At 42.5% G+C, this 26,408-nt stretch carries 19 protein-coding genes and 1 tRNA gene; all 20 read right to left on the bottom strand.

Going from position 1 to position 26,408, the window contains the following annotated elements; all coding sequences use genetic code 11:
- Positions 1–3 precede the first annotated feature (3 nt).
- Positions 4–1,857, bottom strand: a complete 1,854-nt coding sequence (dnaK, locus tag CCC71_RS06745; RefSeq protein ID WP_021842078.1) for a molecular chaperone DnaK — start codon at positions 1,855–1,857, stop codon at positions 4–6.
- 117 nt (positions 1,858–1,974) lie between these two features.
- Positions 1,975–2,559, bottom strand: a complete 585-nt coding sequence (gene grpE / locus CCC71_RS06740) for a nucleotide exchange factor GrpE (protein ID WP_021842077.1) — start codon at positions 2,557–2,559, stop codon at positions 1,975–1,977.
- Between the two features lie 31 nt (positions 2,560–2,590).
- Entirely contained in the window at positions 2,591–3,613 is a 1,023-nt protein-coding gene (hrcA, locus tag CCC71_RS06735) for a heat-inducible transcriptional repressor HrcA (protein ID WP_021842076.1), read from the bottom strand.
- Between the two features lie 306 nt (positions 3,614–3,919).
- A complete protein-coding gene (locus CCC71_RS06730) occupies positions 3,920–5,851 on the bottom strand; it encodes an OPT family oligopeptide transporter (protein WP_296333340.1) in 1,932 nt (643 codons plus the stop codon).
- A 397-nt stretch (positions 5,852–6,248) separates the two neighbouring features.
- On the bottom strand, positions 6,249–6,899 hold the full coding sequence (locus CCC71_RS06725; protein ID WP_296333338.1) for a potassium channel family protein: 651 nt from the start codon (positions 6,897–6,899) through the stop codon (positions 6,249–6,251).
- 64 nt (positions 6,900–6,963) lie between these two features.
- Positions 6,964–8,337, bottom strand: a complete 1,374-nt coding sequence (locus CCC71_RS06720) for a TrkH family potassium uptake protein (protein ID WP_021842073.1) — start codon at positions 8,335–8,337, stop codon at positions 6,964–6,966.
- Between the two features lie 248 nt (positions 8,338–8,585).
- Positions 8,586–9,209 (bottom strand): NAD(P)/FAD-dependent oxidoreductase, encoded by a 624-nt coding sequence (locus CCC71_RS06715; protein ID WP_226974402.1) that lies wholly within the window; start codon positions 9,207–9,209, stop codon positions 8,586–8,588.
- A gap of 253 nt (positions 9,210–9,462) precedes the next feature.
- A complete protein-coding gene (locus tag CCC71_RS06710) occupies positions 9,463–10,188 on the bottom strand; it encodes a hypothetical protein (protein ID WP_021841008.1) in 726 nt (241 codons plus the stop codon).
- Between the two features lie 227 nt (positions 10,189–10,415).
- Positions 10,416–11,000, bottom strand: a complete 585-nt coding sequence (locus CCC71_RS06705; RefSeq protein ID WP_021841009.1) for a hypothetical protein — start codon at positions 10,998–11,000, stop codon at positions 10,416–10,418.
- A 257-nt stretch (positions 11,001–11,257) separates the two neighbouring features.
- The gene (tnpA, locus tag CCC71_RS06700; RefSeq protein WP_156703932.1) at positions 11,258–11,722 is read right to left on the bottom strand and encodes an IS200/IS605 family transposase; all 465 of its coding nucleotides are present in this window, start codon (positions 11,720–11,722) and stop codon (positions 11,258–11,260) included.
- Positions 11,723–11,898: 176 nt separating this feature from the next.
- Positions 11,899–11,974, bottom strand: a tRNA-Ala gene (locus CCC71_RS06695).
- A 152-nt stretch (positions 11,975–12,126) separates the two neighbouring features.
- On the bottom strand, positions 12,127–13,305 hold the full coding sequence (hemW, locus tag CCC71_RS06690; RefSeq protein ID WP_156705674.1) for a radical SAM family heme chaperone HemW: 1,179 nt from the start codon (positions 13,303–13,305) through the stop codon (positions 12,127–12,129).
- A gap of 103 nt (positions 13,306–13,408) precedes the next feature.
- Positions 13,409–15,211, bottom strand: a complete 1,803-nt coding sequence (gene lepA, locus CCC71_RS06685; protein ID WP_021841011.1) for a translation elongation factor 4 — start codon at positions 15,209–15,211, stop codon at positions 13,409–13,411.
- Positions 15,212–15,492: 281 nt separating this feature from the next.
- Positions 15,493–16,554 (bottom strand): tRNA 2-thiouridine(34) synthase MnmA, encoded by a 1,062-nt coding sequence (gene mnmA / locus CCC71_RS06680; RefSeq protein ID WP_127058659.1) that lies wholly within the window; start codon positions 16,552–16,554, stop codon positions 15,493–15,495.
- A 339-nt stretch (positions 16,555–16,893) separates the two neighbouring features.
- Complete coding sequence (locus tag CCC71_RS06675; RefSeq protein ID WP_021841013.1) at positions 16,894–18,141, bottom strand: methionine gamma-lyase family protein; 1,248 nt, start codon at positions 18,139–18,141, stop codon at positions 16,894–16,896.
- Between the two features lie 37 nt (positions 18,142–18,178).
- On the bottom strand, positions 18,179–19,111 hold the full coding sequence (miaA, locus tag CCC71_RS06670) for a tRNA (adenosine(37)-N6)-dimethylallyltransferase MiaA (protein WP_226974052.1): 933 nt from the start codon (positions 19,109–19,111) through the stop codon (positions 18,179–18,181).
- An 81-nt stretch (positions 19,112–19,192) separates the two neighbouring features.
- Positions 19,193–20,005 carry a class I SAM-dependent methyltransferase gene (locus CCC71_RS06665; protein WP_156705678.1) on the bottom strand — a complete coding sequence of 271 codons (813 nt, stop codon included), beginning with the start codon at positions 20,003–20,005 and terminating at the stop codon, positions 19,193–19,195.
- On the bottom strand, positions 20,005–22,212 hold the full coding sequence (gene mutL / locus CCC71_RS06660; protein ID WP_156705680.1) for a DNA mismatch repair endonuclease MutL: 2,208 nt from the start codon (positions 22,210–22,212) through the stop codon (positions 20,005–20,007). The genes CCC71_RS06665 and mutL overlap by 1 nt, the downstream gene beginning before the upstream one ends.
- Positions 22,212–24,944, bottom strand: coding sequence for a DNA mismatch repair protein MutS (gene mutS, locus CCC71_RS06655; protein ID WP_021841017.1), 2,733 nt, complete (start codon positions 24,942–24,944; stop codon positions 22,212–22,214). The genes mutL and mutS overlap by 1 nt, the downstream gene beginning before the upstream one ends.
- A 140-nt stretch (positions 24,945–25,084) precedes the next feature.
- Positions 25,085–26,395: a tRNA (N6-isopentenyl adenosine(37)-C2)-methylthiotransferase MiaB gene (gene miaB, locus CCC71_RS06650; protein ID WP_156705684.1), complete on the bottom strand. Its 1,311-nt coding sequence runs from the start codon at positions 26,393–26,395 to the stop codon at positions 25,085–25,087.
- Between the last annotated feature and the right edge of the window lie 13 nt (positions 26,396–26,408).

The raw sequence follows: 26,408 nt of genomic DNA, 5'->3' as shown, positions 1-26,408 counted from the left end.
CTCTTAGTCTTTTTTATCGTCTTTTACTTCAGTGTATTCAGCATCAACTACATCATCATTCTGCTGTGCGCCGCCTTGAGCACCTTGCGCGCCCTGAGCATCACCGGCAGTCTGCTGAGCAGCCTGAGCTTGTTCATACATCTTAGTGGACAATTCGTACAATGGTTTAGTCAATTCTTCGCTCTTAGCTTTGATGTCTTCTACATTGCCGGATTCGATAGCGGCTTTCAAAGCATCTTTAGCTTTAGTAACTTGTTCAAGAGTTGCTGCATCGGCTTTACCTTCGAAGTCTTTAACAGCTTTTTCAGCTTGGTATACTAAGGAATCGGCATTGTTTTTAACTTCGATTTCTTCTTTTTTAGCTTTATCTTCAGCTGCATGTGCTTCTGCTTCTTTAACCATGCGGTCGATTTCGTCCTGTTGTAAACCGCCGGAAGAAGTAATGGTAATAGCTTGTTCTTTGCCGGTGCCCATATCTTTAGCTTTTACGTTAACGATACCGTTAGCATCGATGTTGAATGTAACTTCGATTTTAGGTACCCCACGTGGAGCTGCCGGAATACCGGTCAATTCAAAACGACCAAGTGTTTTGTTGTCAGCAGCAAAATCACGTTCACCTTGTAATACGTGAATATCTACTGCCGGTTGGTTATCGGCTGCCGTGGAGAATACCTGGCTCTTGGATGTAGGGATCGTAGTGTTACGATCGATAATGCGTGTGAAAACACCACCCAAAGTTTCGATACCGAGGGACAATGGAGTTACGTCGAGAAGTAATACGTCTTTAACTTCACCAACAAGTACACCGCCCTGGATAGCAGCACCAACGGCTACACATTCGTCAGGGTTAACGTTTTTGGTAGGTTCTTTGCCAAGAACGCGTTTGATAGCTTCTTGAACAGCCGGAATACGGGAAGAACCACCAACGAGTAAGATTTTATCGATTTCGCCTACGCTGAGACCGGAATCAGCCAACGCTTTGCGAGTAGGTTCAATAGTTGCTTCAACTAAGTCGTGAGTTAATTCTTCGAATTTGGCACGAGTCAAAGTCAAGTCCAAGTGTTTAGGACCGGTAGCATCAGCTGTGATAAATGGTAAGTTAATGTTCGTGCTCATAACGCCGGACAATTCAATTTTAGCTTTTTCGGCAGCTTCTTTTAAACGCTGATCCGCCATTTTGTCCTGAGACAAATCAATGCCCGTATCTTTTTTGAATTCTGCAATCATCCAGTCCATGATGCGTTGGTCGAAGTCATCACCGCCCAAGTGGTTGTTACCGCTGGTAGCTTTTACTTCAAATACGCCGTCGCCAAGTTCAAGGATGGATACGTCGAAAGTACCACCGCCAAGGTCGAATACGAGTACTTTACCTTCTTCGTCTTTATCTACACCGTAAGCCAAAGCAGCTGCTGTCGGTTCGTTGATGATACGAAGAACATCAAGGCCTGCAATAGCGCCCGCATCTTTAGTAGCCTGACGTTGGCTGTCGGTGAAGTAAGCAGGTACCGTAATTACGGCCTGAGTTACTGTTTCACCAAGATAGGCTTCTGCATCGGCTTTCAATTTCTGAAGAATCATGGCAGAAATTTCTTGCGGCGTGTATTGTTTGTCGTCAATTTTTACTTTGTAGTCACTACCCATGTGACGTTTAATGGAAGAAATCGTTTTTTCAGGATTGGATACAGCCTGACGTTTTGCCAACTGACCTACCAAACGTTCACCATTTTTTGCAAAACCTACTACGGAAGGTGTTAAACGGGAACCTTCCTGATTTGTAACAACGACCGGTTCGCCGCCTTCCATTACAGCGACTACAGAGTTTGTTGTACCTAAGTCAATACCAATTACTTTTGCCATTTTAAATGACCTCCTATTTTTATCTTATGCCATCTATTGTCATGTTAATTTCAAATGTAAGCTGCGACTCGGATCACTCACTTGGAATGCCTCCGCTATCGCACGCCTTAGGCGAAATTAATCATTATGTACTACTTTAACCATGGCCGGACGCACCGTCTTACCATCTACGGTATAACCGGTTTGCAATACTTCGCAAACTGTGTCGTCTTCATATTCATCAGACGGCACACGCATGATTGCTTGATGATAATTCGGATCGAACGGTTTGCCTACAGCATCAATTACCGCTAAGCCGTGTTTGCTAAGCATAGCCATTAAGTTCTGATGAATCATTACGAAACCGTCAAGGAATGCTTTTGTTTCGGCATTAGTCGGTGCCTGTAAAGCTCGTTCAAAATTATCCAGCACGGAGAATAAATCTTTCATTACATCCGCTTTTACAAAACCTGCCAATTGATCTTTTTCCTGCAATGTGCGTCGCTTGAAATTATCAAAGTCGGCTTGCAAACGAACAAATCTTTTTTCCGCTTCCGCCAATGCATCTTTCACGGCATCAGCTTCGGCTGTTACTGTCTCACCTGCCGCTTTTGCTTCAGTAGCAGCTACGTCTTCAGCGCTTTCTACCGTCACGTCAGGTTCGCCGGCAACGTTCATTTCATCAGTTACTGTATCCTGTGTAAAGTCTTCAGTCTGTTTCATCTCGTCTGCTCCCATCGTGAGTATCACCTCATTACTTTCTATTTTTATTTTCCGCTAATGCACGCATAAAATCTTGCATATACGATAAAATACCAATGATTCGGCCATACTCCATACGAGTAGGTCCTAATATAGCCAACGTACCGATACGCTCATCTTTATCACCGAAATCAGCTTGAATAACGCTTAAATCTTTAAGCGGTTCCGCCTGATTTTCACTGCCGATGGTAATGCCGATACCGTTCTTCTTAGACGCCGCCAAGAGCTGATTCAGTTGATCTTGTTCTTCCAACATCGACAGAATCGGTTGAACCTTCTTGATGTCCTTGAATTCCGGTTGTTCCAACAGCTCAGTCGTACCAACCGAGTAGAACAGTTTACGTTTGGCAATGGCGCGATACAAAGCCTCTGCCAGTATAAGTAATACCGCTCGCGGCCCTTCAATAAGCTGAACTGTTGCCTCCAAGTTCTGTAAGGTCATGCTCGACAAGCGAACATCCTTTAACGCATTTGTCATGCGAATTGCCATACTTGCCAAAACATCATCGGCCACAGCCTCTTTGAAATACATCGGCTCATTATCCAAAGCACCTTGGTCGGTTACAACAACCATGATAGCTCTGTTTTCACCAATCGGTAAGACATGAATAAATTTCAACACCGACGTGTCATGAGCCGGCGCTAGGAATAAACTCATGTTATGACTGATTTGTGAAATCAGTTTGGCTACATTTAAGAAGAAATCTTCAAAGTTAGCCGGTTTTTCTTGCCATATTTTATTGATTTTTTCTGCATCTTCGCGCTCTGTGCCGTTCGAATGCAACATAGCGTCTACATAAAAGCGGTAACCCTTGGCTGATGGAATACGACCCGCTGATGTATGCGGTTGTTCCAAAAAGCCCAGGTCTTCCAAATCGGCCATTTCATTGCGGACCGTGGCCGGGCTGACGCCCAAATTATAATTCTTCGCCAGAGTCCTCGAACCGACCGGTTCAGCCGACTTTATGTAGTCCTGTATGATAGCGTGTAAGATGCGCTGTTTACGTTCATCCATATTCACACCTCATTGTTAGCACTCATTAACATCGAGTGCTAATCACAGCTATAATGTTATCATAAAACGTCAAAATGTCAAGCAAATATTTCATACAGATTTCGTAAAAACTCGCTTATTTACTGTTTAGTCAAAAAATCAAAGGGCCTTTAAAGATCATTGACCTTTAAAAGCCCTTATGTAAAACTTTTTAAATTAACTTATAAATCACCGGTCATTTTACAAAATGACTCATCACCGGTCACATCGGCAGCAATTAGTTGGCTACTCGATTACGATGACTCATCAACCGTTACATCGCCGTAATTAGTTAGCAGCGCGTTTACGGGTAGCAATTTTATAAATCATTACGCACAAAGCAAGATAAATCACAATACCAAGGTATGTTGCTTCCGGTGTTTTTTCCCACGCATCCAAGAACCAATCAACACCGGCGATTTTAAGAACCGCACTGATTAAGGAACCAATGGCACCACCGGCTACGAAACCGGAAGCTACGGTACCGCCTTCAGCTACGCGTGCTTCACTTTCAGCTTCATCTTTGCTGCTGCGTTTAACCAAATAAGAAATGAAACCGCCCACTAAGATTGGCGTATTGATTTCCATTGGTAAGTATGCACCGAGGGCAAAGGCCAATGGCGGAACACCAATCATCCAAAGTAATACGGCAAAAATAGCGCCAAGAATATATAATTCCCATTGAGCACTGCCGCCGGTCATCAACGGTTCAACAATAGCGGCCATAGCATTAGCTTGTGGCGCATTTAAAGCACCGTCGCCTACGAAACCGTATGCATTGTTAAGCAAGATTAAAACGCCTACGCATACAATACCGGCGATTACAACGCCGACTAATTGCCATAATTGCATTTTGGCAGGTGTAGCACCGGTTAAGTGTGCAACTTTCAATTCAGACATGAAGTTACCCGCTACACCGATAGTTGTTGCTAAGAACGCAGCCATCATCAAGATAGCAATGATACCGGTTGTACCGCCCATACCAACACTGGTCATGATAACGGCACTAATTAAAATCATGAAAATTGTCATGCCCGATACCGGTTCATTACCGGTAAAGGCGATAGAACTGATACCTACTACAGACAATAAGAAAGATAAAATCAAAACGATGAAGAATGCCAACACTGTTTGTAGGAATGTATCAGCATAATAAATATGGAAGAAAATAGAGAATAAAACTGTTGTTAATACAATACCTAAGCCCAATACGGAAGAAGGCAAATCAATCTGCGTACGCAATACGTTAACTGTCGTAGTTTTACCACGGCTGAACATATCAACGATGGCGCGTTTCATAATTTTGCTTACTACATTGGACATGGTCAATAAGCCGATAACACCGGCCATGGCAAGCATACCAATACCGATATGGCGCACATAAGTCTTAAATACATCACCGGTGGAAGCATCGGCAAGTAAGATTTCTTTGCCCCCTACCATCATGATGTGATCGCCACCGATGAAGAAGAACAATGGAACCATTACGAACCAGGCAAAGAAAGACCCGGCGGCAATAATAGAACCATAACGGATACCGGTAAAATAACCTAAACCTAATAAAGCAATGTCACTGTCTAAAGATAAGTGCATTTTACTGTTCTGCTGGAATACTTGGCCCCAACGGAATGTGGTAGTGGAGAAAACTTCACGCCACCAACCAAGGGAGTTTAATACGAAATCATAGCCTAAACCCAATAAACCGCTAAGCGCCATGAGTTTAGCCTTACCGCCATCATTACTGCTCAATACTTCGGCAGCGGCACGGCCACTTGGGAACGGATAGGCATGATGCATTTCTTCACAGAAATACTGACGGAAGAATACGCAAAGGAATACCCCCAATAAACCGCCTAACACGATAGGCACAATCATTTGGAAAACCGATACAGTATGAATATCAAGAATAAAAAGAGCCGGTAAAATGAACATTACCCCTGCCAGTACGTTAGTACCGGAGCTGGCAATGGCCTGAATATGAACGGTTTCCGGGAAAGCATTTTTACGTTTGAATAAAACCGCCATCCCCATGGATAGAATTGATACCGGTGCAAACGCATCTACGGTCTGGCCGATTTTTAAGCATAAATAGGCAACGGCCAAGGCAAATAACGCGGCAAAGAAGAGCCCCCAGAAAATAACATAACTGTTAATTTCCTCATAATTTTTGGTTGGATCCATAATCGGACGAACCTCATTGTGATGCTCATTTGATGCCATAAAATCATCTCCTTAGATAAATAAAACAGAAATACAAAAGTGAAAAATTAAAGATAATTAAAAGATTTACCTAAGGAAATTTCGTTAGCTGCCTACAATCAACCAAGAATCCCACCTGCTCCGAACTGATTCTTATCAAGTCCACTACATAAAAACTTTTCTCTTTCACTATTACACAACTAAAGGGGCTCTCCACACCGTGGATGCCCCTTTTTTCTCTACTTGAATTATATGTTTAATGTTACTCTTTGTCAACGAGTAGTGTACATAGCATGCATAATCAGTATATTGCCCCTTCAAAAAGAATGCATTACTAACTTTAGTCATATCTCATTTTCAGATTATTTTTGAGAAAATCCAATATACTTCAAATACCCCGTAAAACAACCGCCAAAAATTATTGACTAAGCTTAGTAATATCTTCATTACGACCGATAACAATCAACATATCCTCATCTTGTAACGGATTATTCGGGTTTGGCGGTGCAATGACATTTTTATCACGTTTTACGGCCACAATATTTACATTATATTTCTTACGAGTATCCAATTCAGTCAAAGTGTGACCAATCATGAATGAAGGAATCCCCATTTCCACCAAGCCGATGTCCTGGGATAGCTGGAAATAGTCTACAATATTTTCACGAGTCAACATTTGAGCCACTCGTTCGGCCATATCCATTTCCGGGAAAATGATCAAATCGGCCCCTACCTTCTCCAGTAATTTACTTTCCATTTCGGTAGATGCTTTCGCCACGATGTACGGCGCATGTAATTCCTTGAGTACCATGGCGGACAATAATTTAGCTTTTAAATTATCTCCAATGGCAATAACAACTACGTCCAATTCCTGTAAATTTAACTGACGAATCGTATCTTCATCACTGAAATCGGCTACGATACTGTGCGTCAAATAGGGCGCCAGTTTTTGTACCAACCCCTCTTCAATATCAATACCTACTACTTCATGCCCCATAGCCGCTACCTGTTTTGCCAAAGTGCCGCCAAAACGGCCAAGACCTATAATACCGATTGTTTTACGCTTCATATTATTACCTCTGTTTTATGAAAAAATAAAAAGCTACATCTTCCATCAATAATAACCAGCTAAACTATAGCAACACATTATCTTCCGGATAGTATGCCGTAGTCGTGGCACGACGTTTTAAGAAAAAGGCGCCAATCAAAGTAAGCACACCGATACGGCCTGTATACATCACGATAATCAACGTTAGCTTACTGATGGTTGACAGCTCCGGCGTAATCCCTATGGTAAGGCCTACCGTAGCAAAAGCGGAGGTCACTTCAAATAATAAATCCAAGAACGGAAATGATTCTACACCGGCCAAGACAAAAGTAGCCAGCACAACGAGCATGGATGAAAAGAATACAATGCCCACGGCCTTATAAATAACGCTCTGACTTAAGCTTCGCTCAAAGATTTCGACACGTCGTGTATTAGTGAACAACGAACGTGATGTGGCCCATAATACAGCCATGGTACTGATTTTTATACCGCCACCGGTCGAGTTTGGCCCGGCCCCGATAAACATGAGTACCACCGTAATAAAAACCGTAATGGGATGCAAATCCGCGTAATTCAACGTCGGAATACCGGCCGTGCGCGGCGTTATGGCTTGAAACAAAGCGCCTTGAATTTTAGTTGTGAACGGTAATCCGGCTAATGTTTGCGTCCATTCCAAGCCAAGAATACTAAGTGTACCGGCTACAACGAGAATCAATTCACCAACAAGCATCACTTTCGTATGCAATGTTAATTGAGCGAATCCCCGTTGGCGATTGTTCCAAATATCGAAGGACGCCATGTAACCAAAGCCGCCAATAAGGATAAGGCTGCAAGTTATCAGCGTAAAGCCCCAATCACCTACCATTTTATAAGGCAAATCATTGTCAAAAAACACAAAGCCGGCGTTACAAAATGTAGAAATAGCCTGGTAAAAGCCGTAATATATAGCGCTATACCCTAAATAAGGATATAAATCTAACGTATAGGCTACCCCGCCGATAAATTCAAAGCCAAATGTGAGAATGGCAATTTGTTTAAGCACAGTTTGCACCGAAATATTATCTTGCCCAATATCTTCTTGAAGTAATAATTTATTCTCCAGCCCTACACGGCGTCTCAGTACTATAAAGATAAACGTTGTAAAGGTCATCGTCCCCAAACCGCCGATTTGAATCAGCAAAATCATTATAGTCTGTCCGAAAATACTCCAATGGTGAAACGTATCTACCGTCGTAAGCCCCGTTACAGACACGCAGGATACGGCCACAAAAAGAGCATCAATAAACGGTGTTCGGCTACCGTCAAGGGTAGCCCATGGCAAAGTCAGCAAATATCCTCCAAACAACATAAGTACGGCGAAGCTTAAAGCTAATAAGCGTTGCGGATTCGTCATCAGCGAATTCCTGACTTTTTCTTGCCACGTTAACGGTCGACGTGTAAAATTCGGTCCTAATATCATAATGTCCTCGAATCACCGGCTATGTAGAATGATACTCTGCTTTAACCCCATAATATCACTATATAGTCGTCTTAATGCATGTAAAACAGTAATAGCCAAAAACGCTATTTTTCATATCCATATTATACATCAATCGTCTTGGAAAAAGAAAAACTCTTTTAAGGGAAATGTAATTCCACCTTAAAAGAGTTCATAAATTTATTGCTATATAACTTTAAATCATGTGTATTTCAAAGACCGGTTTGCTTTTATTCAGCATCTACCTGCGGCGCAACTTCAGCGTTTTCAAAGGGATTACCCAAACGGGCCAACATATGATCGAATTTTTCTTTCGGCATAGCGTTATCTTTGTACCATTGTAATAAAAACTCGATTTTGTCTTGTGCTTCTTCAGGCGTTAGTTTTTTGGCCAATACTTCGCCGCCTTTAGGCCGATTACCGCTTTTACCGCCGGCCACCAGCACATAGCCGTCCGGCAAGCCGTATAAACCGATATCTTTAATCATCGGTTCGGCGCAACAACGGGGACAACCGCTGATACCGATGCGAAGTTTATTAGGCATATCTTCACCGAAATGATGTTCATCAATATATTTAGCTACCGGAATCGTCTGCATAAAGGCGTGGGAACAACCGTCCGTACCGCGACAAGCGGTCACCGAATTAACCGCCGCATGCTTAACTTGTTGAACCCCTTCCGGCAATTGTTCTAAAATAGCTGCCTTATCTTCCTTGGTAATGTCATAAATCTGAATGCCTGTAGCTACGATGCGGAAATTCCCCTTATATTTATCAGCCAAATCAATAATGGCATGTAATTGGTCGCGTGAAAACTCACTGAATAAAGAATGTAAAATAACGGATGTTTTCATGTGTACTCCTTAGTCATTTGATTAACAATAAACGTATATTGTTGTATCTCGATTCGATACAAACGGATACTGTATCGGCAAGCCTTACATCGTATGCCGTTACCTATAATTCACTATTATATTTGTATCATATTATTATTTTATCGAGTTGTGACATATATCACAAAATAACTAAAAGTTATGATTAAACTGACTAGAAAATTTTAAAAAAAATCCCGGTTCAATTAAACCGGGATTAAATCGTAAAAAAGCATTAAATCGAGCTCTTAGAGCCTTCCACTTCCATGGCTTCGTCATCTGCAGTATGTACATCGGAATCAGCGTTATAAACCTTTTTACCGGTGGCGCTTTGGACTTTTTCTTTAAAATCATCCACATCGCCCAGTTTCTTTAGACCACTGTTATCTAAACCTGATTCACCGGCCTCAATAATGGCCGTTACCACATCGGAAGCATCCACCGTATCTTTGGCTGCTTCCGTTTGCAATAAGGCGAGATTCTTTTGTAAAAAGCGGCGCCACACATATTCGACGCTGGCTGTTGTATAAAGAAGGAAATAAAAATATGTAGCTGCGGAAGCCCCCATATAAAGAACGTAAATGTTAATGCCGTTATAGGTGTCGGCCAACTGCCCCGACTGCATTTCCTGCATCAAAAGAACCATAATGAGCATGGCTATAATCCCCAACACAATGGCTATCGTCAAAGCTACACCATACAAAACAAAAAGAAAGGCACTGTTGGATACATTGGTGTCGGGAAAACGTTTTGTCAGTCCTTTAGTATATAAATTGCGGCATAAGAGCCCTGCAATAGTAATAACCGCAAACAATACGACACCGGAAACGAGGTAGAATCTGTCACCCGTTACATATCCGTAAATACCTTTACTCACTAAGAATACGGCACATAAACTTAACAAATCAAAAATAATGCCGGCAAAGCAGGCTCGCCAGCCAAAATTTACATAATCTTTCATACTTTATCTTCCTAACCTTATAAGTTTAACATATTTTATAACAGTAAAAGCATACCACGAATGTATATCTATGACAAGTTAAGTTAGATTACCAATGAAAACTATAAATAAGTCAGTTACGGCAACGACTCTAATGATTTAATTATATGTTTCTCTCTATTATGCGCGCCTTAACCATTATATTACAGAAAAAGAGTAGCAGCTCTGAGGCTACTACTCTCCGCAATTTACTCTTTAATTTCCTTTATAAAATTGCCTTGCGCATCAAATCTTAATGCATATCTTTCCTTGGTGCCGTTTATTTTTATAGTGGCTTCAAAAACGCCCCGATTAATACGATAATCGTACCATATAACGTCTTCTACTTTACCGCCTTCAATGCTCTTAGCTTTTTCTTCGGCGACTTTATAGATATCTGTTACTTTATTAAAATCAATACTGTTTAAATCTCCCAGATTTTCTTCTAATTTACCGGGACCGATTAATTCGAGCGGTTTCGGATCAGACCATTTTCCGTCCTTATAATCATAACGAACAACCTGATCTGTTGTGCCCGGTTTTTGCACATCAATTCTGCCGGTCATGCCGGTTTCCTTATGATACATCAGATAAATATCGTCCATTGCTTTCAAATCATGGCCCTTCAACTCCGGCCTATTCTTCAGGTCATCCATAATCTTATTGGCTAAACCCTGATCGGTAAATACATTGGCATTCTTGTCCCCACCGATTAAGCTATCTATCGAATTACTACAGCCACCCACAATGATGCCAAACACTAAAACCACTAACAGTAACACTAACTTTTTCATTCTCCAACCTCCCAGCTAAAACAATAATATAAAAAATAATGATATAAAATCATTTTCATTATTTTATCATATTAATCAATAATTTAATAATATCTGAACTGCAAAGATGAAAATCATAACCACCCGTAGAACGGGTGGTTTGCTCTGACCCTATAAGGGTCTTTCTCTAGTGGTTGCCCTCTAAAGAGGGCTTTGAGTAATCTGACAACCACTCTATTACCACTGGCTGCCCCCTACTCGGGGGCTTTTATTTTTGCCTACTTTACCTGCTCACCCGTGAACGGGTCCATATATTCTTTAAAATTTAACGTATCTTGAGCTATATCTTCTTGTAATTGATTGCGAATATACTCCTTTATCGCTCCTTCGTATCTGCCTACCGTATCCACATAATATCCTCTACACCAAAAATGTCGATTCCCATACTTATATTTTAAATTAGCATGTTTATCGAATATCATGAGGCTACTTTTACTCTTTAAATACCCCATAAAACTTGATACACTTAAATGTGGAGGTATAGTAACGAGCATATGTATATGATCGGGGCAGCACTCCGCCTCTATAATCTCCACATTCTTTCTTGTACATAAATCTCTTAATATTTTCCCTATATCAACTTTTATTCGCCCATATATAACTTGTCGTCTATACTTAGGTGCAAAGACAATATGGTATTTACATCTCCATTTACTATGTGATAAGCTTTTTACGTCATTCATTGACATTGAACCTCCTAAGTTGAAATGTTGTGGTTGCCAGACCAACTTCATTGTATCATTAGGAGGTTCTTTCCTTTTCTATAAGAATTTTTTACCGACCCCCAGTTTAACTGGGGGTTTTGTCATGCCTATTCGGCGTACAATAAAAAAACCGCACCTCTGTGCGGTTTCTAATGTGGTGGAGATAAGCGGGATCGAACCGCTGACCTCTTGAATGCCATTCAAGCGCTCTCCCAGCTGAGCTATACCCCCGTGCATTACAGATTACATAATACTAAAACTCTCACCTGTTTGTCAATATAAATTTTAAATTTCATATTGCAATTTAAGAATCATATACTGAATGTAAGACTCTTAAAAGTCTTGAGTTTCGTAAAACTTCTAAGAGCCTTTACACCTTTTACTTAGCGTATAAATTGACTGAACACATAATTACCGTGTTTAGCGCCGTCACGCGTGAGTCGCCAGCCTTCTTCGGTTTCTACCAATAACCTTTGCTTTATTAAGTGCGCTATTTCATCGCCGAAAATATCTTGAACAGACTCATTAAATCGTTCTTTAAAAGCTTTTTCAGAAAGGCCCCACTTGGTCCGCAATGCTAAGAAACAAAAGTCCTCTACCGCACGGTTTTCACTGATAGTCGCTTCGAATACAATGGGCAATAAATTCTGGCGCAGCCGATTAATATAAGGCACCACATACGGTTCATTATTGCGCCGTACATCTTTATAAAAAGAATAGGCACCGGCACCAAAAGCCAAGTACTCTTTATACTGCCAATAGCGTAGATTATGATAGCTATAAGATCCATTGTTGGTAAAATTGGAAATTTCATACCGTTCGAAGCCATGAACCTTCAATTCATCAAGCATACAATCGTACATAGCTTCATTTTCATCATCCGATGGCAAATCGAGCTGACCAAGTTCCACCTGTTTATGAAGGTTGGTCCCCTCTTCCAACTGTAAGCCGTAAATAGATATATGACTGACACCTAAATTAAGCAATGTTGCTACATTGGTCTTTATGTCTTTTAACGTCTGTCCCGGTAAGGCATAAATCAAATCACCGCTTACCGACTGAAAACCTACCGACAGTGCATCGGTAATCGCTTGTTTGGCCATATGCGCATTATGACCACGTCTCAGTAGCTGCAACAAATTATCGTCAAAGGTCTGTACGCCGTAGCTCAGACGAGTAACGCCTAAAGATTTCAGCCCTTTTAAATATTCAATGTCGATTTCACCGGGATTAGCTTCCATGGATAATTCGCGCACCGAATCACAAGGATAATAGGTATATAGGGTATTTAAAATCTGCTCCAATTGACTGAGGGATAACTGTGTAGGCGTACCCCCACCGAAGTAGATGGTATTCACCGGTATCTTGGCACTTTCCGGATACGTCGAAGCCCATAGTTTAATTTCATCGCACAAGGCATCAACATAATCATCGTAATACGCCTCTAACCCTTCGTAAGAGGCAAAGTCACAATAGGAACATTTTTTACGACAAAACGGGATATGAAGGTACACCCCCATATCCCGAGACGTCGCAAAAGAGGGTGTGAATGTGGAATCCATACACAATCTCCTTTATCTTTTTAATATAAATCAGTCAAACAGCAGAGTCAGTATAACCTGTATTCTTAAAAATCCATCTAGGCTTGCCAACTCATTTACTGCCTTACTTGTCATCAACTTTAAGAATAGCCATGAACGCTTCCTGCGGAATTTCTACGCTACCTACTGCCTTCATACGCTTCTTACCTTCTTTTTGTTTTTCCAACAATTTACGTTTACGACTGATATCACCGCCGTAACATTTAGCCAAAACGTCTTTACGCCATGCTTTAACCGTTTCACGAGCTACGATTTTATTACCGACAGCTGCCTGAATCGGAATTTCAAACATTTGACGCGGAATCAATTCTTTAAGCTTTTCAGCCAACGCACGACCGCGGGTAGCCGCTCTATCTTTATGAACGATGATACTCAACGCATCCACCGGTTCACCATTCAAGAGAATATCCATTTTAACCATCGGAGATGCCTGATAACCGATGAGTTCATAGTCTAAGGATGCATAACCCTTAGTGGCGGATTTCAATTTATCGAAGTAATCGTAAATGATTTCGCCCAATGGCAAATGATATACGATAGAAACACGAGTTTCATCCAAATATTCCATGGATTGGTATTCACCGCGTTTATCCTGGGACAATTCCATAATGGCCCCGACGAAGTCCTTAGGTACGATGGTCGTAGCCTTAACATACGGTTCTTCGATAAAGTCAATTTCTGTTGGTGGCGGCAATTTGGACGGATTGTCGATTTCCAAAATCTCACCGTTTGTTTTATGCACTTTGTAGTTTACGCTCGGTGCCGTCGTAATTAACGTTAAATTGTATTCCCGTTCCAAACGTTCCTGAATAACGTCCATGTGCAAGAGGCCGAGGAAGCCGCAACGGAAACCGAAGCCCAAGGCAATAGATGTTTCCGGTTCGTACTCGAGAGCCGCGTCGTTCAAATTCAGCTTTTCAAGGGCATCACGGAGGTTGTCATAATCTTTACTGTCAGTCGGATAGAGACCACAATACACCATGGATACGGCTTTACGATAGCCCGGTAACGGTTCCGCCGCCGGATCATCCGCTTTCGTAATGGTATCGCCTACATGACAATCGCCTACGTTCTTAATGCTTGCGGCCACGCAACCTACGCTGCCACAAGTTAATTCATCCACCGGCAACAAGTTCGGTGTGAAAACACCGAGTTCAGTCACTTCAAAGTCTTTTTGATCGTGCATCATGCGAATAATGTCACGTTTTTTGAGGGACCCTTCTTTAACTCGTACATAGGCAATAGCACCTTTGTAAGAGTCAAAGCGGGAGTCAAAAATAAGGGCTCTGGTCGGCTGATCGGATTTATCTTCCGGAGCCGGAATGCGTTCTACGATGGCTTCCAAGATATCTTGAATACCAATACCGGACTTGGCACTGGCCAAAATAGCATCGGATGCATCGAGACCGATAATATCTTCAATTTCTTTTTTTACTCGATCTACGTCGGCACTCGGTAAGTCGATTTTGTTAATAACCGGAATAATTTCCAAGTCATGTTCCAATGCCAAATATACATTAGCCAAGGTTTGCGCTTCTACGCCTTGCGCGGCATCCACAACAAGCAAAGCCCCTTCACAGGCAGCCAAGGAACGGGATACTTCATAGCTGAAGTCAACATGACCCGGAGTGTCAATTAAATTTAAGGTGTACTGCTTGCCGTCTTTAGCTGTATGCAATAAACGAACGGATTGCGCTTTGATTGTAATCCCACGTTCTCTTTCCAAGTCCATGGAGTCAAGCACCTGAGCTTCCATTTCACGCTTTGTGAGCGTTCCCGTTGCTTCTATTAAACGGTCAGCCAAGGTGGATTTCCCGTGGTCTATATGGGCAATAATGCAGAAATTGCGAATATGTTCAGTTACCATGTTCCATTCTCCTCATAGTTAGCTTAACCACGTCATTCTCAATAATTTAGGATGAGCAACGGTTGAGCAATCAATAAATCTAAACCAATATAAAAGAACTAAAAATATTGAATAATTCTAGTTTAAGTGTGCTTACTATATACATATAATATAATCTATCATAATATTATAACATTACTATGGCATATCGTCTATTAGTGCAATGAGAAAGCCTGTAACCCCTCTCGGTTACAGGCTTTTTGACTAGTTAGCAGCTTCTTAAGTTACCGCTTTAGCTTAAACTAGCAAACAGTTTCAATAACACCGCCGCCAAGTAATTGAGTTCCTTCATAGAAGGCTACCGATTGGCCCGGTGTGATCGCGCGTTGCGGCTTTTCAAAAATAACTTCCATTGTTTCATCATCAAGAATACGGGCTACACATGGCGAAGGTTCGGCTGCATAGCGAATCTTACCGGATGCATGTAATTCCTGAGGAATCGTGCCGGATAAGAAATTGTAATGTTTACAAATCATACGGTTTGTAAACAAACTTTCGTCCGGTCCTACAATGACTTCATTCTTTTCACCATCAAGACGAACTACATAAAGCGGATATTTATAGGCAACACCGAGACCTTTACGCTGGCCGATGGTATAGTTGAATAAACCGTTGTGACGGCCTAAAATCTCACCATTTTCATGAACAATATTGCCCGATTTAGCAGGTTCAGATAACTGCTTCTGAATAAAGCCCTGATAATTATGGTTAGGCAAGAAACAAATATCTTCGCTGTCCGGCTTATTCGCTACCGGTAAATCACGGTCATTAGCCATGGCGCGAGTCAATGTCTTCTTCTGCGCACCTAATGGGAACATCAAATGGCTCAAAATGTGCTGATTTAAGGTATACAATACATAACTCTGATCCTTGGACGGATCCGCACCTTTGTGAAGTTCATAGAGCTTCGTTGCTTCATTATAACGCACTTGTGCATAGTGACCGGTTACCATATGGGATGCGCCCAATTCAAGAGCACGATTTAATAACAAATCAAATTTTATATTTTTATTACAGAATACACAAGGATTCGGTGTGCGCCCGGCGGCATACTCATTAACAAAATAATCTACGACATTATCGTAAAAAACATCTCGAGCATCGACTACATGATGCTCAATGCCAAGAAAATCACACATTTTCTTAGCGTCCGTTACGGCGAGTGGCACATCATCAGGATCCGTGTCACTTACCCATAAACGCAAGGTAATCCCAAATACCTTATACCCTTGTTCTAACAGCATCGACGCTGTTAAGGAGCTGTCTACGCCCCCACTCATTGCAACTGCTACAACGTTTTCCATGCTTTCTCCTTCTGTGGTCGCTTGACCTGGTAAACTCAATAATACATCATACAGAGTGAAAGTCCGAATATGTATATACCGACAATAAAAATATATAATACACAAATGCTTTAAAATGATTGCTAATTCATATAAAAACCGAAGCTCACAATTATAAAAATTAGCAGTATCACTATACTAAAGCAACAGTTAGTATACCATAAAACAGGCGTAATATATAGAGATATCTTAATCTTATGATTTTTGGAATCACATTACATCCTATATTACGCCTTATTTTACGTCTTAAATTTACAATTATACTAAAACTTAAGGATAACCCTCACAGGCTCTGAAAGCTTACTCGGCTTTACGATTAGCTAAGATTTCTTCCGCAGCGCCCAAAATACCGAGCATTGAATGTTCAAATACAAGGCCGCCCTGCATGAAGATAGTATACGGTGGACGAACCGGACCGTCCGCACTGAGTTCGATGGATGAACCCTGTACAAAGGTGCCGCCGGCCATGATAATTTGATCCGTATAGCCCGGCATATCACCCGGTACGGGACGCACATGAGCATCTACCGGCGAGTAAGCTTGCATACCGCGGCAGAATTGCTCCATTTCATCCGCATTATGCAAATTAATTGCCTGAATTAAATCAAATCGAGGGGAATCCACTTTAGGGAATACTTCATAGCCAAGAAGTGTACCCACCGCTGCTGTATATACAGCCCCCTTCAAGGCCTGCAACACAACATGAGGTGCCAAGAATAAGCCTTGGAAGAACAAGCGATAGCCCGGCGAATAGGAACCCATGTGGTCACCTAAGCCCGGTGCGGTCAATTCATAAGCCACGTCTTCAACCAACGATTCTTTACCGGCTACATAACCACCGGTCGGAGCAATACCGCCGCCGGCATTTTTAATTAGAGAACCGGCCATGATATCGGCACCGTGTTCAAGCGGTTCCGACATTTCGGTAAATTCGCCATAACAATTATCTACGAAACAAATTGTTTCGGGATTCTTGGCTTTAACTACTTTACAGATTTTTTCAATATCCGTAACGGAAAGTGGTTCACGGGTACTGTAACCGCGCGAGCGTTGAATTACGACTACCCGGGTATTTTCGGTTACGGCTTCGGCAATACCGTCCAAATCATAGGTATTGTCTTTTAGCGGTACTTCTTTATAAATAAAGCCCCGTTCCACTAAAGAATTGCGCACAGGATGGGGTACACCGATGACAGACTGCATCGTATCATACGGGGCGCCTACAGCATACACAAACTCTTTACCTTGCTTACCGCTGCCGAGCAATGCGATTAACGTCGTTGCCAAAGCATGCGTGCCCGACACGAAATGGGCACGTACTAAGGCCTTTTCCGCTTTAAACACATGTGCGAACACTTCGTCCAACTTTTCACGACCACTGTCATTATAACCGTAACCGCTGGAGCCGTTGAAGTGATAATCACTGAGCTGACATTCTTTAAAGGCTTCCAACACCTTCTTAGTATTGTGCAAGGCAATTGGTTCAAACTGTTTAAATTGAGGCTCTGCCATACGCAAAGCTTCGTCCCGTATACTATCTAAATTCATTATCTCAAAACATCCTAACTTAAAAATTAAATTCAACTTATACTATGATGCCCGATTTTTGAATTAAACTCATCGCTTCTTCAAAAATCGAATCACCGCTGCGACCATTATCGCAATCAATCCAAACTATATAAGGCATACGTTTATACCAAGTAATTTGACGTTTGGCAAAACGGCGCGTATTTTGCTGTATGGCAGCGATGGCTTCGTCTTTGGTGCATTCACCGTTAAAATATGCCACCACTTCTTTGTAGCCGATGCCTTTAAACGCCTGACAATCAGGCGATACACCGGCCGCCACGAGCCTTTCCACTTCTTCAAAAAGGCCCTGCTCTACCATGATGTTGACCCGTAAATTAATTCGTTCATACAGTTCCTCACGATTACGGCGCAAACCGATAACCGGACCTTCAAAGGATAAGCCTGCTTTCGTCTGATTAGTCAAGGCCTCATAGTTACCCTGCTCCATCAATTCAATGGCACGGAATAAGCGGTGTTTATCGGTGAAGCGAAGCTCAATACCGCCTTTTTTGGCTAATTCTTCGGCATAGACCAAAAGACCTTCATCGCCCTTTGTTTGCCATAATTCATCGAGCCGTTCACGAATGCCTGGATTCGGTCCTTCCACTGAAAAATCAAAGCCTTCCAACAAGGATTGTACATAAAAACCAGTACCACCTGACAGAATCGGCATATGGCCTTCTGTATGAGCTTTTGTAATTTCCCGACGTGCTTCTTCCTGAAAATCGGCGGCACTATACGATTCATCGGCAGACCGAATATCAATCAAACGATGCGGCACCGCTTCGAGTTCTTCACGAGACGGTTTCGCTGTACCAATATCAAGGCCTTTATAAATTTGGTAGGCATCGCCGGAAATAACTATTCCATTAAGTTTCTCTGCGAGTCGCAACGTTAAATCGGTTTTGCCCACAGCCGTAGGCCCTAAAATAGTAATCAATTGTTCCATACGATACCTCCTTCCTATGAAAACTATTGGTAAGCCATCTTGTAAGATTCAAGCTGTTTTATTATATAAACCGAATCACGGCTACCCTTTTACTTTATAGACGCCATAGGCTACGCGGCTATATTTACCGCCTAACAGTTCATCAGGCTCCATAGTTTGAAAAATCGAACTGAATGGTCGTTCTTTTACAATAACTCTTTCTTTGGCTACACGTTTCGCTTCGCGTAATATTGCTTCGGTAAAAACGCTTTCCACTAAATGGCCGCGCAAGCTTAAAAACTGTGGGCTTTCCGTAACGGGCACTTCAAACATAGGATCAAAATAGACAACATCAAAGCTATCGTCTTTGGCCCTTTGTAAAAAGGTTTCAAATCGCACGGCGCAAACTTGAATACGCCGCAGCGCTGCCGTTACAGTGTCATTTTCGTGGACAAAATGACGTAAGCCGTAATTTGTAATATACGCCAGTAAAGGATTACCTTCAAGCGCTACCATCTTTTTACATGACCGTTTAGCATAGGCTACCACCAAACTATCACTGCCAAGACCGGCCGTACAATCTAAAAACGATGATATCGCTTCGGGGCCGAGAGCTTCCACCAAATGATCGGTTTCGCCTCTGTCATAAGCGATGAGGCGAAGTTGCGCCATAGATAGGTGGAATTCATGAGCCTTACCTTCGCCCGTAAAAAGCTGCGGCCCCTTTTGACTGAAGATTAAAATATCTTTATTTTTATGATTAGCTTGTAAATTAGCCAAGGACAAGCGCTTCCGCTCTACATAAGGAATCCTAAGCAGTTTGGCGGCCCCTTTAGCTCGGGGAATCAAATCACCCTTACCTTTTTGCGACGTCGTCACAATGGCTCCGCAATTCAATGTTTCACTAATCATCATTAACTCCGTAAGAATAATTTGCCCAATTCTTCCGGCGTAAATTTTATAATCGTCGGACGACCGTGCGGGCAAACATACGGTTTATCCGTATGGAATAATTCCTCAATCAAAACGGACATCTGATAGGTATTCAAGGTATGACCCGCTTTGATAGCCCCCCGGCACGATGCATAAGCGAGCATTTCATGACGAAGTTGCGCTTTTGTGGGCGTCTGATAATCTTTTAACAATGAAAAAACATAGCGCAAGATTTCTTCGCCCTTGCTTTCCACCAGATCGATAGGCAGTCCTTCAATTTTTAACTGAGTAGGTCCGCCTTGCACAACTTGGAAACCTAAGTTAAGAAGGGTGTTATTTTGTTCTTCCGCAATAATTAACTCTTCCTCATTGGCTTCAATATATTGTGGAATCAAAAGTTCCTGCATCGGAATAGCCTCAGCGGATTTACAAAGTTGGTCATAACGAATCCGTTCATGCGCCGCATGTTGGTCAATGATATACAGATTATCGCCTTTTTTTGCCAAAATATAACAAGCCGCAACCTGACCCAATGGCAAGAGCCCGGTCGTATTGACGTTGAAACTATTGCCATTTGCTGTACTTCCAAGTGCAGTATCTACCCCTGAAGGCATTTCTGCTGTACCGGAATCATTGGAACCCGATCCGACTGCACCATCGGACGCATAACCGACGCCACCATTAGCGCCGTAACCGCCTGTGCCATCGGAACCATAGCCGGCGTTTCCCCGTAGGGATGAAGCTAACTGCCGGAATTTCTCTTTATCTTCTTCCGTATAGCTTTTTGGCACAACAGCATCGTTAAAATCGCCCGACTCAATCCAAGAACTTTGTTCATAGGTCGCCCGCGTTGGCGCTTCAAAACCTTCACGGCGAATTCGATTCACAAATTCATTTGTTTTTTCACGAGCCTGCTGAGAAACTTCCGCGAACGGATAAGCTGCCGAACCGGTGGAATTGACACTACCTATTTGACCGGTACTACTTCGATTAGCTGTGGCATCATTAAAACCGACCGTATCAAACTCAAGATTAATGGCCGAACCACCATCGGAAGTGATGTCAATATCATTGATTTTTGCCAAATCATGATTGGTAAAGGCTTTTTCATAATTAACGGCGGTAGTAATACTGTCATCGCCGCCACCAAAACCTTCTAAACCGTCCATGCCGGAATTATCACGGCCGGCCATCTGCTGCATCGGATTTTGTAAAGCTTGCAAAATCGCATGATACACGGCCTTAAATACAGGCTTATCATCTTCGAATTTAACTTCGCTCTTACGCGGATGCACATTAATATCAACAGTGCCCGGTGGTACCGTAATCGTTAGCAACACCAAAGGATAGCCGCCCTTTGGTAACAACGCATGATACGCATTGTCGATGGCTTTCGTGATGGCTTTATCGCCGATAACACGATTATTAACCACTACAGTCTGCCAAATACGACTACTTTTTAATAAGGTCGGCTTACTTACCACACCATGAATCGTAATGCCTTCCGATTCATAAGCAATGGGGAAAATATCATCACTCACTTTATAACCGTATAAAGCGGATACTGTATCGACGAGATTACCATTCCCCGGCACGACGATACTCACAGTATCATTATTAATCAATTTAAAGGCCACATGGGGATTGCTAAGGGCCAATTTGCCGACGATATCCTGAATCTTAGCCGCTTCCGTACGCTCCGTTTTTAAAAACTTACGACGTGCCGGTGTATTGTAAAATAAATCACGCACTTCAATGGTCGTGCCCGGTTGCGCTCCAAAAGGCAGGCAATCGGTAAATTTACCGCCATCAATCAGGATGCGTGTGCCCAATTCCTGATCAACTTTACGGGTGATTAAACTGAAATGTGACACGGAGGCAATACTGGCCAAGGCTTCACCGCGAAAGCCTAAGGACGCAATATCAAATAAATCATCCACCGAACGAATCTTGCTGGTAGCATGACGTAAAACCGCCAAGCGCGCATCTTCTTCGGTCATGCCTGAACCGTTATCGGTAACACGCATATACGTAGTCCCGCCGTTGGCGATTTCGACTTCAATGGAAGTGGCGCCGGCATCGAGGGAGTTTTCCAATAACTCTTTAATAACTGAAGCCGGTCTTTCAACTACTTCTCCGGCCGCTATTTTGTTGATTGTAACTTCATCAAGAACATGAATCAGAGCCATTAACGGCCACCTCCCTTGCGGGCCTCTTCCTGTAATTTATAGAGTACGTTAAGTGCTTCAATCGGCGTCAAACTCATTACGTCGACCGCCAGTAAATCATCCAATACGGACGTAGTGAATAAATTGGCATTAGTCGGCATGGCAAAGGTTGTATCATTAGCTCCATTCCCCTTGCCACTTTCATTGACGAAACTATCAGCACCGGCGTTAGCCGAAGCGCCTGCACCGTTCAACGGCATAGCCTCTTGCGAACCACCGGAAGTACTCATGCGAGCTTCCCGCACGGCACCGCTGTTACCACGTGATGTGGCGGCTTCTTCAACGGCCGAGCCTTCTAAGGCAGCTAATATAACTTCTGCCCGTTTTAATACGGAATTTGGCAGACCTGCCAATTTGGCAACATGAATACCGTAGCTGCGGTCCGCACCGCCCCGTACAATACGACGGAGGAAGACAACATCTTTCCCCTTTTCTTTAACGGCTACCGTATAGTTTTTAAGTTTTTCATACTGTTCTTCCAAACAAATAAGCTCATGATAGTGCGTTGCAAACAAGGTTTTACCGTGAATATGTTTACAAATATGTTCCACCACGGCTTGCGCAATGCTGAGACCGTCAAAGGTACTGGTACCGCGACCGATTTCATCAAGAATGAGCAAACTATTGGATGTTGCATTGTTAAGAATATACGCAACTTCCTTCATTTCTACCATGAATGTACTTTGACCGGTAGATATATCATCGCTGGCACCCACACGGGTAAAAATACGATCAACCGGTGAAATAACGGCTTCACGAGCGGGAATGAAAGAACCGATTTGCGCCATAATCATGAGTACCGCCACCTGGCGCATATACGTGGACTTACCGGCCATGTTAGGCCCTGTAATGAGCAAGAATTCTTCGCCGCTGTGATTTAGCGTTACATCATTCGGCACAAACACTTCCCGTTTCAAGTATTTTTCAATAACCGGATGACGACCGTCACGAATTGTGATTTGGCCGTTCATGGTCATAGTCGGGCAAATGTAATTCTCTTCATAAGCCACTTGAGCCAGACCGGATAAAACATCAAGATTAGCTAGAGCCCTAGCCGTTGCCTGAATCGGTTTTACCGCTTCTTTAACGGCTTCACGAAGTTCTTGATATAGCTTTTGCTCTAAGGAAATAATCTTGTCCTTAGCGCTTAATATATTAACTTCAAACTCTTTAAGTTCCGGTGTGATATAGCGTTCCGCATTGGCCAACGTTTGTTTACGAATAAAATAATCCGGTACATCGGCTGCATTAGCATGAGATACTTCAAAATAATAGCCAAACACTTTATTGTAGCCGGTTTTTAGGCGGATGCCGGTTTTGGAACGGGCTTCTTCTTCCAAGCGATGTAGCCATTCCTGACTATTTGTCGCCATAGAGCGAAGATCATCCAATTCCTGATTAAAACCATCGCGAATAACGCGACCGTCTTTTAAAGTAAGGGCCGGTTGTTCCGCAATAGCACGATTTAATAAATCATACACATCGGCATGACAGTCTATCTGGCTCACCACTTCTTGCAGTAAAGTGCTTTCAAAAGCACCGGCAATATGTACTAAGTCAGGCAAAATACGGAGTGATTCACGAAGTGATGTGAAATCACGGGGTGATACGGAGCCGGTCTCTACACGAGCCAAAATACGTTCAAAGTCAAAAATCAGTTTTAACAATTCCCGTAAGCGTCCCTGTTCCGTAGGTTTAGCAATCAATTCCGTAATGGCACGCTGACGTCGTTCGATATGATGAATATCCATGAGCGGACTTTCCACCCATTGTTTCAAAAGACGAGCGCCCATCGGCGTCAAGGTTTTATCTAATACCTGTAAGAGGGTACCTTTAACACCGCCATCGCGAAGATTATGAGTTACTTCCAAATGACGAAGGCTCGATGTATCAAGCACCATACGATCGCCGATATGGAGCGGATGGATATAGTTGATATGAGAAATATCAGTTTTAATTACGGTGGAAAGATAGGTCAATAAATACCCCAAACCTTCCAATACATCTTCTTCCAATAAACCGGCGTCGGCAAAGTGAATCATGCCCTGCTCGCGCACATCAGCTACCGGTAAGTTCGGCATAAACGGCGATAAGGCTACATTGTCTAATTGAACATCGATAAAATCCTGTAACTCTTTGCCCAAAGGCAGGCTGCCGACGGTAACAATTTCCGAAGGACGATACATGGACAAAGCATCCTGAATGGCGTTTTGACGCTGACCATGACTGATTCTATCCCATATCACTTCACCGGTGGAAACATCGCAAAAAATCTGAATTAACGCCTCATCGGTGCGGTAGAAGAGCGCCAGGAAGTTGTTTTCACGCGCTTCCGTGCCGTTTTCCGTAAGTACCGTGCCCGGCGTAATCACACGAATTACATCGCGTTTAACGATGCCCTTCGCTTCTTTGGGGTCTTCCACCTGCTCGCAAATCGCTACCTTATAGCCTTTTTTTATTAACTTTTCAATATAGCTTTCCGCTGCATGATACGGCACGCCACACATGGGCGCTTTCTCCGCTTCGCCGGAATTACGTCCGGTAAGGGTAATGTTGAGTTCTCGCGAGGCTGTTAGAGCATCGTCATAAAAGAGCTCATAAAAGTCACCGAGACGGAAAAACAGCAACTCTTCTTTGTATTTATCTTTTATGGAAAAATACTGATCCATCATGGGCGTTTGTTTTTTGCTCATAGACGCCTCCACTTTTCTAAAAACACTGTATAGTAAGTCATTAATCAGACCCTAAAACTTTACACAGTAAGCTGTTTAGGTCTGATTAATTTAATGATAATTCATATCAAAATTTAATGATAATTTATGTCAGAATTTAATTATATGATAGTGCCGTATAAAATCCAAGTTTGCGCACGGTCAACACGCGCATTTACGGTTTGGCCAATCTCTAGGGATTCATCCTTAGGAAATAAAATCATCTTGTTGCCGGACGTACGGCCGAACCAAACGTCCTCATCGTTACGGCTTGGGCCTTCCACGATAATTTCATAGGTTTTGCCTTCCATTTCCTTATTAAGTTCCAAGGAGATTTCATTTTGCACGTCCATCAAAGCTTGTAAACGTACGCGTTTTACTTCTTCAGGAACTTGGTCTTCCATGGTAGCTGCCGGCGTGCCGGAGCGTTTGGAGAAAATAAATGTATAGGCCATGTCATAGCGAATGTCTTTTAATAATTGCAAAGTTGCCTGAAAATCTTCTTCCGTTTCCCCCGGGAACCCAACAATTAAGTCTGTTGTCAAAGTAAGACCGTCGATTTTTTCACGACAATAATCAATTAACGCTTTATAATGTTCAACCGTATAACGGCGATTCATCTTCTGCAAAATGCGATTAGAGCCGGATTGAATCGGCAAATGAAGCTGCGTAACTACGTTCGAGGAACGACCGAGTGCATCAATCATTTCTTTATTCATATCCTGCGGATGACTCGTCATGTACCGAATGCGTTCAATCCCCGGAATCCCGTCAAGGGCGTCGATTAAGTCGCCAAAATGCGTCCCGTCTTTGAAGTCTAAGCCGTAAGAGTTAACGTTTTGGCCAAGCAAGGTAATCTCCTTATGACCGCTGGCGCCGAGTTTTTTAACATCTTCCACAATCGCTGCGATGGGACGGCTGATTTCGCGACCGCGCACATGAGGTACGATGCAATAGGTACAGAACTTGTTACAACCGTTCATGATTGGCACCCAAGCGGAGAATGTCCCCATTGGTTTCGCTTCCAATTCATGAAGCACGGAATTATCCATTTCGATATTAATCTGATGTTTATGCGTGCGTTGTACTTCTTCAACCATTTCATTGATATGACGCAAGTTATGAGTCCCCAATACGATATCGATATGAGGTGCTCGTTTAAACATATCCGCCTGGTTTTTCTGAGCCATACAACCGGTAATAGCGATGATTAAATTTTTATTCTTCTCTTTTAAATGCTTGAGTTCACCGATACGACCATAAATCTTATGTTCTGCCGTTTCACGTACACAACAAGTATTTAAAATAATCAAATCCGCTTCTTTAAAATTTTCTGTATTTGTATAACCGGCTGTTTCTAACTGATGGGCCAAACGCTCCGAATCACTTTCGTTCATTTGGCAACCATAGGTAAATATATAATACTGCTTCATATCGTCTCCTTAG

The organism is Veillonella sp. LMAG:90, assembly GCF_008679445.1.
Taxonomy (GTDB): Bacteria; Bacillota; Negativicutes; order Veillonellales; family Veillonellaceae; genus Veillonella_A.
The sequence above is the reverse complement of the archived record's forward strand: the minus strand, read 5'-3'. Positions and strand labels throughout refer to the sequence as shown.

What these genes read in the sequence shown, in the direction of transcription:
- dnaK (WP_021842078.1), bottom strand. Translation starts at nt 1,857, where the DNA reads ATGGCAAAAGTAATTGGTATTGACTTAGGTACAACAAACTCTGTAGTC.
- grpE (WP_021842077.1), bottom strand. Translation starts at nt 2,559, where the DNA reads ATGAAACAGACTGAAGACTTTACACAGGATACAGTAACTGATGAAATG.
- hrcA (WP_021842076.1), bottom strand. Translation starts at nt 3,613, where the DNA reads ATGGATGAACGTAAACAGCGCATCTTACACGCTATCATACAGGACTAC.
- CCC71_RS06730 (WP_296333340.1), bottom strand. Translation starts at nt 5,851, where the DNA reads ATGGCATCAAATGAGCATCACAATGAGGTTCGTCCGATTATGGATCCA.
- CCC71_RS06725 (WP_296333338.1), bottom strand. Translation starts at nt 6,899, where the DNA reads ATGAAGCGTAAAACAATCGGTATTATAGGTCTTGGCCGTTTTGGCGGC.
- CCC71_RS06720 (WP_021842073.1), bottom strand. Translation starts at nt 8,337, where the DNA reads ATGATATTAGGACCGAATTTTACACGTCGACCGTTAACGTGGCAAGAA.
- CCC71_RS06715 (WP_226974402.1), bottom strand. Translation starts at nt 9,209, where the DNA reads ATGAAAACATCCGTTATTTTACATTCTTTATTCAGTGAGTTTTCACGC.
- CCC71_RS06710 (WP_021841008.1), bottom strand. Translation starts at nt 10,188, where the DNA reads ATGAAAGATTATGTAAATTTTGGCTGGCGAGCCTGCTTTGCCGGCATT.
- CCC71_RS06705 (WP_021841009.1), bottom strand. Translation starts at nt 11,000, where the DNA reads ATGAAAAAGTTAGTGTTACTGTTAGTGGTTTTAGTGTTTGGCATCATT.
- tnpA (WP_156703932.1), bottom strand. Translation starts at nt 11,722, where the DNA reads ATGAATGACGTAAAAAGCTTATCACATAGTAAATGGAGATGTAAATAC.
- hemW (WP_156705674.1), bottom strand. Translation starts at nt 13,305, where the DNA reads ATGGATTCCACATTCACACCCTCTTTTGCGACGTCTCGGGATATGGGG.
- lepA (WP_021841011.1), bottom strand. Translation starts at nt 15,211, where the DNA reads ATGGTAACTGAACATATTCGCAATTTCTGCATTATTGCCCATATAGAC.
- mnmA (WP_127058659.1), bottom strand. Translation starts at nt 16,554, where the DNA reads ATGGAAAACGTTGTAGCAGTTGCAATGAGTGGGGGCGTAGACAGCTCC.
- CCC71_RS06675 (WP_021841013.1), bottom strand. Translation starts at nt 18,141, where the DNA reads ATGAATTTAGATAGTATACGGGACGAAGCTTTGCGTATGGCAGAGCCT.
- miaA (WP_226974052.1), bottom strand. Translation starts at nt 19,111, where the DNA reads ATGGAACAATTGATTACTATTTTAGGGCCTACGGCTGTGGGCAAAACC.
- CCC71_RS06665 (WP_156705678.1), bottom strand. Translation starts at nt 20,005, where the DNA reads ATGATGATTAGTGAAACATTGAATTGCGGAGCCATTGTGACGACGTCG.
- mutL (WP_156705680.1), bottom strand. Translation starts at nt 22,212, where the DNA reads ATGGCTCTGATTCATGTTCTTGATGAAGTTACAATCAACAAAATAGCG.
- mutS (WP_021841017.1), bottom strand. Translation starts at nt 24,944, where the DNA reads ATGAGCAAAAAACAAACGCCCATGATGGATCAGTATTTTTCCATAAAA.
- miaB (WP_156705684.1), bottom strand. Translation starts at nt 26,395, where the DNA reads ATGAAGCAGTATTATATATTTACCTATGGTTGCCAAATGAACGAAAGT.